The following is a 10,668-nucleotide window of genomic DNA, read 5'->3' as shown; positions in this document are numbered from 1 at the left end:
CGCGGCGGCGGGGCGCGCGGCCGGGGCCGGGGGCTCCGGGGCGGCGGCGGCCGTCGTGGGCAGCGCGGTCAGCAGGAGCACGGCCGACGCCATGCCTGTCAGGTACTTGACAAATACGCGAGTCGGCATCCGGCCCTCTGTGGGTGAGCTGTGACGCGAGGACGTGCCCCGCATGGCGACGTGAACTGGCCCGCGGCGGATATTACCCGCCGGTCGGCGGACGAACAGCTTCCCTTTTCGGCCGCGCCAGGGTCGGCTATCGGCCGATCCGGTGGAGGGCACCGGCGGCCGAGGGGCCGGGCACCCGGTGGTACGGCCTCACGCGCAGTCGGTGTCGACGGCGGCGGAGCGGGTGGCCGCCGCCCCCTGCTCGACGGGCAGCGACGCGTCACGCGTCCAGGCGGACCAGGAGTCGACGAACAGGCCCACCTGTTGCCCGAGCAGCGCCCCGACGAACACCAGCAGCGAGCTGGACACACCGCCCCCGCAGTAGGCGCCGACCTCGTGAGCGCCGATGGCACGGTGGGAGAGGAACCACTTGCGCAGCTCCGCGGGTGGCCGGAGCAGCCCGTCGGGGGCGATCAGCTCGGCCGAGTGGGCGTGGACCGCGTGCGGGACGTGGCCGGTCCTCGGGTCGTCAGGACTGCCGTTGTACGCCCCGGCGGGCCGCGAGTCGAGCAGTGTGCCGTAGCGCGCGATGTCCAGGACCCGTGTCACGGACAGGACGCGCCGCCCGCTGTCGTCCGGGGCCGCCGCGCCGACCAGGTCGCCCGCCGGACCGGACGCGGTGGAGCGGGCCTGCGCCTGCCGGAAGGGAGCCGTCGGGCCGCCCGCGCGGACCCAGGCAGGCAGGGCTCCGTCCAGGACCCGTACCGAACGGAAGCCCGCCCAGGTGAGCACGAACCATGCCCGGGTGGCGCTCGACAGCTCCTCGATCCGGCGGGTGTAGAGCACGATGTCGTCGGCAGGCCCGACGCCCCGGGCCGCCAGGGCGTCGCGCACGGCGGCGGGTCCCGGCAGCGGAAGGTGGCCGCTGGTCGCCGTCGGGGGGCCCGCGAAGTCGGGCGTGACCCGGGTCCGGCGCGCGCCGGGGATGCTTCCGGTGACCGGGTCCGGCCCCCGCGCCATCACTCGCCAGGGCGCGACCTCGACGAACACGGAGCGGGACCCTTCGGCGTACGCCGTCCGGGCGTCGACGAGGCAGGCGTCGCGGGGCGTCGTCATCCCAGCGGTCCGGACGCGTGCGGGACGAACGTCACCGGGAGGCTCTCCTTGAGCGCGTTGTAGATGCGGCAGCGCTTCTTGTACTCCGCGACCAGCTCTTCGGCGGTGACGTTGTCGACCCCGTCGATGAAGCATTCCATGATGAGCGCGCCCAGGTAGTCGCCCTCGACCTTGCGCTCGATCCGGGCGAAGATCTCGACCTGGCGTTCCGGCTGTCCGCTCTCGACGAAGTCGTGCCGGAAGGCGTTCAGCGCGCAGGAGACGAGGGACGCCACCAGCAGGTCGAGCGAGCCGGCCTCCTCACCCGGTCCCCCGCTGCGCACCGAACCGTCCGACACGATCTCGAAGCCGGGCCCGCCGATGGTGTAGCGGCCGCGTACGTCGGTGGTCCGGCCGTGCAGATTGCTGGTCACGGTCACTTTGTCGCTCATCATGGGATTCTAGCCAGCGCCGCGACGGGCGGCGTCCGCCGGGACGGGCGAGGGAACAGGACTCAGGCCCGTGGCCCGTGACCGGCCGCGGCGTCAGGGCTCTGGACACCGCCCGTGGTCGCCACGCGCAGCTGATCGGCCAGCAGGGACACGACGCGGGTGAGGGAGCGGTTGTCCTCCTGCAGGACGGCGATCCGCTGTTCCAGCTCGTCGACCCTGGCGAGCAGCTCACGCCGGCCGGGGCGCTGGCGGCGGCCCGCCGAGGGAGCGCGGGGCTCCCGGACGTCGGCCGGGGCGTCCGCCGAGTCGTGGTCGTAGTCGTAACTGCCGTCGTCGTAGCGCACGAGCCATTTGCGCAGCGACTGCGGGCCGACCTCGAACTCCTCGGCGACCTCCCGCACGATCGACCGGTTCTCGGGCTCGTCGCGGCGCCGGAGCAGGACCCGCTCGACCGCGCGCTGGCGGACCTCGTCGCTGTATTTCCTGTCAAACACCATGCCGGTTTCCCCGTTCAGGAGACTGCAACATTGTTGTCACGATACTTCAGGAGTACTCGTGTCAACATATCGGTTACGAGGTTCTCGCACCTGACTACTAGCTTGTTACATCGTTCGACCCTCATCCAGGCTGCTACGTATAGCCGTTGGAACAGAACGCCGTCGAGACGGATGGCCGTCCCAGCGATCCTGGGAGCGTCCCTCGTGAGGCAAGACAGAGAAGCGGGCGGAGAGAGCCACCCCCCTGTCGCTTACGTCTCCTCGTGTGAGGCAAGCACACAACGCCTCAGTGCCGCCTGCTCGTTCCGAGCAACGCCGCCACTCCCCGCTCACCCCGAGCCGATCGAGAGGAAACAACACGTCGTGTCCAGTTCACGCCCGCGACGCCGGCTTGCCGCAGCGGCCGCCACCCTGTCGCTCCTTGCCGTCGCCGCCTGCTCCGGCAACGCCGGGCAGGAGGACACCGGGGCCCAGGTGGCCAAGAAGGACCGCTCCGGAGGCACACTCAACATCGGCCTCAGCGCCGACCCCGGCGGGGTCGACGCCGCCGTCGTCAACCAGGTCTGGCGCACGGTCGCCCGCTCCCTGGCCGACTCCCTGGTCTTCTACAACCCCGACACCAAGAAGGTCGAGCCGTGGCTCGCAACGAGCTGGACGGTCAGCGACGACGCCCGGAAGTACTCGTTCAAGCTCCGTGACGACGTCACCTTCCACGACGGCACCGCACTCACCGCCAAGGTCGTCAAAGCCAACCTGGAGAGCCTGAACAGGCCCGGCATCCACTCCAGCGCGAAGACCATCGTGCAGGGCATCAGCAAGATCAGGACACCGTCGGAGCACGAGATCACCGTCGAGTTCGCCGAGCCGAACGCGGCCTTCCTGGTCTCGCTGTCGCGTGCGTACGGCGGCATCGTCTCGGAGAAGACGGCCCGGCTCCCGGTGGAGAAGCGGCAGAACTGGCTGGACGGCTCCGGCCCGTTCTCCCTGGAGGAGTACGTCCCCAACCAGCGCATCGTCCTCAAGAAGCGCGAGGATTACACCTGGGCGCCGAAGTACTTCGACCACGCCGGGCCGGCCTATCTCGACCAGGTCGTCTACAAGATCATCCCCGAGGACTCGGTCCGCAACGGCGCGGTCATCGGCGGCGACGAACTGCAATTCGTCTACTGGGTGAACGCGAAGTACCTCCCGCAGTTCCAGAGCGCCGGGCTGACGATCTCCAAGACCCTCAATCCGGCGACCGGCACCGAGCTGCCGGTGAACACCTCCTCGAAGTTCCTCAAGGACGTCCGCGTCCGGCAGGCGCTCCAGACGGGGACCGACCGGGACCAGTTCGTCAAGATCGACTCCGGCGGGATCGACGAACCCGCGACCGGCCCGCTGAGCAAGGACAATCCGCACTACTCCGACCAGAGCGCGCTGCTGAAGTACGACCCCGAGCGGGCCGCGTCGCTGCTGAAGCAGGCGGGCTGGACCAGGACCGGCAAGGACGGCATCCGCGTCAACGCCTCCGGTGAGCGACTGTCGCTGCGCGTCCCGGCCGACGACGCGGGCTGGCAGGTGCTCCAGGACCAGTGGAAGAAGCTCGGCATCGAGCTGGTCCTCGACCCGCCGCTGCCCGCGGAGGCGAACGAGAAGCTGCTCAGCGGCGAGTACGACCTCGCCTACTGGTACGCCTCCTCGCCCGACCCGGACGTGCTGCGCGCCAACTACGGCAAGTCCACCGGGTCGAACCGCAGCTTCATCGCGGACGACGACAAGACCGGCCGGAAGCTCGACCGGCTCCTCCAGGAGCAGAACCAGACGATCGACCTCACCGAGCGGCAGAAACTCGTCGACCAGGCGTCGCGCATCCTCGTCGAGCAGGCGTACGAGATACCGGTGTCGAACGACATCGACGTGTGGGCGTACTCGCCCCGGCTGCACGACATCAAACCCGTCGGGCTCGACCAGTACCTGATCAATGCCTGGCTGGCGAAGAAGTAGACCGATGGCACGATACGGACTCCGACTCCTGTACGGCGTGATCGTGGTGTGGGGGGCGTTCACCGGGGCGTTCTTCCTGCTGTACGTCGTGCCCGGCGACGCGGCGGGGGGCCTGACGGCCGGCGCCGACGGCGCCGACGTCAAGCGGCTCCTCGCCGAACAGCGCGAGCTGCTCGGCCTCGACCGGCCGGTGTACGCGCAGTACTGGGACGCGCTGACCGGAGCCCTGCACGGCGACTTCGGCCAGAGCGTCTACCAGCGCAGACCGGCGGTGGACGTGTACTTCGAGTCCTTCCCCCAGACGCTCCGGCTGGCCTTTCTCGGGCTGCTCCTCGCCGTGGTGCTGGGTGTGACGCTGTCGGTGGTCATCGAGCTGACCGACTGGAAGTGGGCGCGCGAACTGCTCATCTCCCTGCCGCCGGTCGCGGTCTCGCTGCCCCCCTTCCTCGTCGGACTCGTGCTGCTCCAGGTCTTCGCCTTCCAGCTGCACTGGATCAAGGCCGTCAGCGACCCGGGGTTCGCCGGACTGCTCATCGCCTCCGCGGCCCTCGCGGTCGCGGGCGGCGGCAGCATCTCCCAGCTGCTGACGGCCAACCTCCGCGCCGCTCTGACCTCCCCGTACATCGAGACCGCCCGCAACTGGGGGCTCAGCAGGTTCGACATCGTCGTCCGGCACGCCCTGAAGAACGCCGCGCTGCCGGTGATCACCTCGTTGGGGACCACCGTCGGTGTGATGGTCGGCGGGACGGTGCTGACGGAGACGGTGTTCTCCCGGCTCGGTGTGGGCCGGCTCGTGGTCGACGCCGTGAACGGCCGGGACATGCCCGTCGTCCTGGTCGCGGTCACGATCAGCGCGGTGATCTTCGTCGCCGTGAACCTCGTCGTGGACGCCCTCTACCCCCTGCTCGACAAGCGCATCCGATGGGAGGGATGACATGACGACCCTGGAAGCGCCACCGTCAGCGCCGCCGTCCGAGCGGCCCGGGAAGCCCGGGAAGCCCGGCGGACGGTCCGCCCGGCCGCTCAGCTCCCCCGGCCTCCTCGCGGCGTACCTGTGGGTCGCCGTGATCCTGGCCGCGGCCGTCCACCCCGGCCTCTTCGCGCCCGGGGACCCGTTGCGGCAGGACGGCGCGCAGATGCTGCTCCCGCCCGGCCTCGACCACCTCTTCGGCACCGACGACTTCGGCCGTGACCAGTTCACCCGCACCGTGTGGGGCACCCGGCTGTCGCTCCAGGCGGCGCTGATCGCCGTCGCCATCGGTCTGGTGAGCGGCTCGTCGATCGGCCTGGTGGCCGGCGCGCTGCGCGGCAAGGCCGACAGCGTTCTGATGCGGATCGTCGACATCATGCTGGCCGTACCGAGCCTGATCGTCTCCCTCGCGATCATCTCCGCGCTGGGGCGCGGGACGCTCAACATCGCCGTCGCCATCGGGATCAACAGCACGGCGGGCTTCGCCCGTCTGATGCGGTCCGAGGTGCTCAAGGTGGGCAACGCCACGTACGTCGAGGCTTCGGTCTTCGCCGGACACGGCTATGTCCACCGGCTGTTCAGACATGTCGTGCCCAACGCGTCCCGCTCGGTGCTGGCCGCCGCGACGATGGACATCGGGACGGCGATCCTGACCGTCGCCGCCCTGAGTTTCCTGGGACTCGGCGCGCCGCCGCCGACCCCCGAGTGGGGGCTGCTGGTGGCCGAGGGACGCACCTTCATCGGAGTCCAGTGGTGGCTGAGCCTGCTGCCCGGCCTGGTGATCGTACTGACCGTACTCGCGGTCTACCGCATCGGCAGATCGTTCGACAGAGGGAGGACCCGTGTCGTCGCCTGACCGCGAGCACACGCCGCTGCTGCGCCTGCGCGACGTGAGTGTCGAGTTCACACTGCCCGGCCGTGCCGCCACCCCCGTGCTCGACCGCGTGGGTCTGGACGTCCCCGCGGGGACGATCCGCGCCGTTGTCGGCGAGTCCGGGTCCGGCAAGTCCACCCTCGGCCGGGTCGTCACCGGGACCCTCGCCGAGAACGGGCGCGTCACCGGCGGCGAGGTCGTGCTCGGCGGCCGTACGCTCACCGGCCTGTCCGAACGGCGGTACCGGGCCGTCCGGGGCAAGGAGATCGGCTACATACCGCAGGACGCGCTGCTCGGGCTGAACCCGCTGCTGCCCGTCGGCCTCCAGGCCGCCGAACCGCTGCGCGCCCACGGTCTGGCGTCCCGCGCGGAGCGCCGCGAGCGGGTCGTCGACCTGTTCGCGAAGGTCGGACTCCGCGATCCCGCCCGCCTGTACGGGCGCTATCCGCACGAACTGTCCGGCGGAATGTGCCAACGGGTCCTGATCGCGGCCGCGATGAGCACCCGGCCCCGGCTGCTCATCGCCGACGAGCCGACGACCGCGCTCGACGTCACCGTGCAGAAGACCATCCTCGATCTGCTGTCGGGACTGGTGGAGACCGAGGGACTCGGAATCCTGCTGATCACCCACGATCTCGGGGTCGCCGCCGAGCGCGCCGACGGCATCGCCGTGGTGAAGGACGGGCGGATCGTGCGCGAAGGGCGGACCGACGAGGTCGTCGCCGCCCCGGACGACCCGTACACGGAGCGGCTCCTGCGGTCCTCCTCGATCGGATTCTCCGGGCGGCGGGCCGCGAGCGCCCGGCTGGAGTACTTCGGCACCGTACCGGCGGACGCCCCGGTGACGGTCGAGGCCGAAGGGGTCGGCAAGACCTTCGCGTCGGGTCGTGGCACGGACCCGGTCACCGCCGTCTCCGACGCCTCGTTCCGGGTGCGCGGGGGGACCACACTGGGGATCGTCGGGGAATCGGGATCGGGCAAGACCACCCTGGTGCGTGTCCTGGCCGGTCTGACACCGCCGGACACGGGCTCGGTGCGGATCGACGGCGACCCGGTCGTCCACCACCGGCGGGGAGCCGGACAGGCCGGCCTCTACCGCAAGGTGCAGATGGTCTACCAGGACCCCTACGCCTCGCTGAATCCCAGGTCCACCGTCCGCGCGATCCTCGACGAACCGCTCAGGGGCCACAAGTACGGCACGGCGCCGGAGCGTGCCCGCAGGATCACGGAGCTGCTGGAGGTCACCGGTCTGCCCGCCTCGCTCGCCGACCGGTACACGGCCGAACTCTCGGGCGGCCAGCGGCAGCGGGTGGCCATCGCCCGCGCGCTGGCGCCGCGTCCCGACGTCGTCATCCTGGACGAGCCTGTCTCCGCGCTCGACGTGACCGTGCGGCGCCAGATCCTCGATCTGCTCGACACGCTCCAGCGCGAGCTGGCGCTGACGTACGTCTTCGTCTCCCACGACCTGGGTGTGATCGCCGAGGTCTCCGACGAGATCGTCGTCCTCCGCCACGGGCGGATCGTCGAGTGCGGCGCCGCACTCGGCGTCCTCACCGAACCACGGACCGACTACGTCAAGCGGCTGCTGGCCTCGATCCCCGGCGCCGCCCCGGCCGGCGCGGGCCCGCCCTCGTAGCTCCGCGACAGAAAGGAACACGCACCATGCCCGAACGACAGCTCCACCTGGGCTACATGCACTGGCTGAACGGCACACACTGGGGCGGCTGGCGGCATCCGGACGCGCCCACGGCGCGGGCCTTCGAGCTGGAGTACGCGACGAAGGCACTGCGGATCACCGAGGACGCGAAGTTCGACTTCTTCTTCCTCGGCGACACCCTGGCCGGTGACATCGCGGCGGAACAGTGGATCACCACCCACAACACCGGACGCCTGGAACCGTTCACGCTCGCCTCCCAACTCGCCCTCAACTCCTCGAAGATCGGGCTCGTCGTGACGGCGCACCCGACGTTCTACGAGCCGTACATCCTGGCGAGGCTGACGGCCTCCCTCGATCACCTCAGCGGCGGGCGGCTGGCGTGGAACGTCGTGCTGGGCGCCTCCGACCTCGCCGCGCGCAACTTCAGCCTGCCGGACCTGGGCGGCGCCGCCCGCTACGAGCGCGCGGACGAGTTCATCCACGTGGTCCAGCGGCTCTGGGACAGCATCGAGGAGGGCGCCTACCTCCAGGACAAGAAGACCGGCCACTACGTCGACGAGACCAAGATCCACCGGCTCGACTGGCAGGGCACCCACTTCCAGGTCGCGGGCACTCTGCCGCTGGAACGCCCGCCGCAGGGCCATGTCCCGCTGCTGTACGCCGGCGCCTCCGAGCTGTCCCGTGAACTGACCGCGAAGTGGGCCGACATCAACTTCACCGGCCCCGCCACCCCGCGGGAGTCGATCGCGTTCAACGCCGACGTGCGGCAGCGGGCCGAGCGCCTGCGGGGCCGCGTCGACCCGATCTTCTTCCTGCCGGGGATCACACCGCTGATCGGCGACACCCGGGCGGAGGCGGTCGAGCTGTACGAGGAGCTGAACACACTGCTGCCGTACGACGACGACATCGTCGAGGGCGACCGGGACGAGTCGTACTGGTCGGGCCCGGAAGGGGCCCGGATCCGCGCGTCCTCGTTCCCCCTGCCCAAGGGGGCCCGCAGCGTCCGCTCCCTCACGGAGCGCGTCGGCGTCGACCTCAGAGCGCTCGGCATCGACGGCAGGGTCGAACCGGGCACGGCGCAGCGGTTCAACGGCTACGGCCACAGGCTGCTGACGGCACTGGCCGAGCGGACGGGGCGCACCCCGGACAACGGCGGCGTCCGGGTCAGGGACTTGCTGGGGGCGGCGATCGCCGGGAACTTCCCCCTGGTGATCGGTACGGCCGGCCAGGTCGCGGACACCCTGATCGACTGGTTCGACCAGGGCGCCGCCGAGGGCTTCAACGTGAGCACACCGTTCCTGTGGGAGCAGTTGGAGCGCTTCACGGGCGAGGTGGTGCCCATCCTCCAGGAGCGCGGTGTGTACCGGACGGAGTACACGGCCGACACCTTCCGCGGCCACTTCGGCCTGGACATCCCCCCGAACAGCTTCACCACGGCCGACCGGCAGGAGGAACGATCAGCATGAGCGGCAGACGCACACTCCGCCTCGGCCTGGCGGCCTACGGCACCGGTTGGGACCTCGACGCCTGGCGCCTGCCGGAGGCCACCAGCTCCGGGCTGCGCGACCCCAGCGTCATCCTGGACACGGCCAGGACCGCCGAGCGCGGCAAGCTGGACTACGTGTTCGCCGGCAGCGCTCTGGGCAGTGAACCTGACCGCCTCAACCGGATCTTCCGCTGGGACAACTTCGTGTACGCCGGGCACGCCGCGGCGATCACGAAGAACCTCGGATTCGTCATGTCGGTGAACTCGTCGTTCGAGCACCCGTACTCCGTCGCACGGCAGTTGGCGACCCTGGACAACTTCAACGGGGGGCGTACGGCGCTGAACGTCGTCTTCGGCATCGACCGCGACGGCGACCCGGTCGGCAACTACGGCAAGAACCCGGTGCCCACCGAGGAGACGAAGTACGCGCGCGCCCGGGAGTTCACCACCGTCGTCAACCGGCTGCTGTACGAGAGCTGGGACGACGACTTCCTCCTCGACGACCGGGCGGGCGGCACCCTGGTGCGGCCGGGCTCCTGGCACCAGGTCGACTTCCACGGCGAGCACTTCGACGTCCGGGGCCCGCTGAACGTACCGCCGCCGGTGCAGCGGCACATCCCGGTCGTGCAGGTGGGCCTCTCCGAGGAATCCCTGCGGTACGGCGCCGACTTCGCGCAGGTGCGGTTCTCGCCGTACTTCGGGATCAGCCGGGGCAAGGAGGAGTACCGCAGACTCAAGGAGCGGGTCGCCGCCAACGGCCGCGACCCCGAGAAATTCAAGATCATCCCCGGGATCACCTTCTACCTCGCCGGTACCGTCCGGGAGGCGCGGGCGAAGTTCAACGAGATCAACTCCCTCCAGCTGGAGCAGGAGCTGCCGGCCGTCTTCTCCCGGGCCCTCGGCATCGACCTGTCGAGGGTGCGCGACAGCGAGCGCGTCCTCGACGTCGTGGACATCGAGAAGATCGCCGACGACGCGCTGGGGCCGTTGACCGGTGACCGCGCGCGCGATGTAAAGAACGGCGGGGAGCTGCTGGGGCGGATCCTCGCCACGCAGATCGGTGAGGACGCGACCCTGCGCGACCTGTACCACTACGTCCAGCGGTCCCGGCACGAGCAGCAGCCGGCCGTCGTCGGCGACGCGCGGGCCATCGCCGACTGGCTGGAGGAGAACTTCGAGGAGGAAGTCCTCGACGGCGTCCAGCTGTTCCCCCCGTACCACCGCGGGCCCGCCGACCTGTTCGTCGACCTGGTCGTGCCGGAGCTGCGGCGGCGCGGGATCTTCCGCACCGAGTACGAGGCGTCGACGCTGCAGGGCCTGCTCGACACCGACGACGTCTAGGGTCTTTCGTTTGGATCATGCCGGGCTCGCGAGCCCTGGTGCCGCGCCTCGCCGCGTTGTCGTCAGTCATCCCCAAGGTCTCGGCTTCGCTCGACCAGGGGAGACCCCATCCGCTCCGCGTGGGCTCCCTCCTCCGCCTCGCGATCCACGGCACCGGACCCCGCTCCCTCATCCGGCCTGATCCAAACGAAAGACCCTAGCC

At 70.3% G+C, this 10,668-nt stretch carries 9 protein-coding genes; 6 read left to right on the top strand and 3 right to left on the bottom strand.

Going from position 1 to position 10,668, the window contains the following annotated elements; genetic code table 11:
• Positions 1-318 precede the first annotated feature (318 nt).
• The 3 genes from DVH02_RS33055 to DVH02_RS33045 all read right to left on the bottom strand — a co-directional run bounded on the left by DVH02_RS33055 (position 319) and on the right by DVH02_RS33045 (position 2,152).
• Positions 319-1,224 carry a sulfurtransferase gene (locus DVH02_RS33055; RefSeq protein WP_158575982.1) on the bottom strand — a complete coding sequence of 302 codons (906 nt, stop codon included), beginning with the start codon at positions 1,222-1,224 and terminating at the stop codon, positions 319-321.
• Positions 1,221-1,655, bottom strand: coding sequence for an OsmC family protein (locus DVH02_RS33050; protein WP_158575981.1), 435 nt, complete (start codon positions 1,653-1,655; stop codon positions 1,221-1,223). Before DVH02_RS33050 ends, DVH02_RS33055 begins: the two co-directional genes overlap by 4 nt.
• Positions 1,656-1,717: 62 nt before the next feature.
• On the bottom strand, positions 1,718-2,152 hold the full coding sequence (locus tag DVH02_RS33045) for a hypothetical protein (protein WP_114627533.1): 435 nt from the start codon (positions 2,150-2,152) through the stop codon (positions 1,718-1,720).
• A gap of 363 nt (positions 2,153-2,515) precedes the next feature.
• Here DVH02_RS33045 and DVH02_RS33040 point away from each other — a divergent pair, with 363 nt between their 5' ends.
• The 6 genes from DVH02_RS33040 to DVH02_RS33015 are packed head-to-tail and all read left to right on the top strand — an operon-like array spanning position 2,516 to position 10,466.
• Positions 2,516-4,138, top strand: coding sequence for an ABC transporter substrate-binding protein (locus DVH02_RS33040; protein ID WP_158575980.1), 1,623 nt, complete (start codon positions 2,516-2,518; stop codon positions 4,136-4,138).
• Positions 4,139-4,142: 4 nt separating this feature from the next.
• On the top strand, positions 4,143-5,072 hold the full coding sequence (locus DVH02_RS33035) for an ABC transporter permease (RefSeq protein WP_114627531.1): 930 nt from the start codon (positions 4,143-4,145) through the stop codon (positions 5,070-5,072).
• Between the two features lies 1 nt (position 5,073).
• Positions 5,074-5,964, top strand: coding sequence for an ABC transporter permease (locus DVH02_RS33030; RefSeq protein WP_114627530.1), 891 nt, complete (start codon positions 5,074-5,076; stop codon positions 5,962-5,964).
• The gene (locus tag DVH02_RS33025; protein WP_114627529.1) at positions 5,951-7,618 is read left to right on the top strand and encodes a dipeptide ABC transporter ATP-binding protein; all 1,668 of its coding nucleotides are present in this window, start codon (positions 5,951-5,953) and stop codon (positions 7,616-7,618) included. Before DVH02_RS33030 ends, DVH02_RS33025 begins: the two co-directional genes overlap by 14 nt.
• A 26-nt stretch (positions 7,619-7,644) precedes the next feature.
• On the top strand, positions 7,645-9,105 hold the full coding sequence (locus DVH02_RS33020) for an NtaA/DmoA family FMN-dependent monooxygenase (protein ID WP_114627528.1): 1,461 nt from the start codon (positions 7,645-7,647) through the stop codon (positions 9,103-9,105).
• On the top strand, positions 9,102-10,466 hold the full coding sequence (locus tag DVH02_RS33015) for an NtaA/DmoA family FMN-dependent monooxygenase (RefSeq protein ID WP_114627527.1): 1,365 nt from the start codon (positions 9,102-9,104) through the stop codon (positions 10,464-10,466). Before DVH02_RS33020 ends, DVH02_RS33015 begins: the two co-directional genes overlap by 4 nt.
• The last annotated feature ends 202 nt before the right edge of the window (positions 10,467-10,668 follow it).

Source organism: Streptomyces corynorhini (assembly GCF_003346515.1).
Lineage (GTDB): Bacteria > Actinomycetota > Actinomycetes > Streptomycetales > Streptomycetaceae > Streptomyces > Streptomyces corynorhini.
This window is presented reverse-complemented; position numbering and strand designations above follow the sequence as displayed.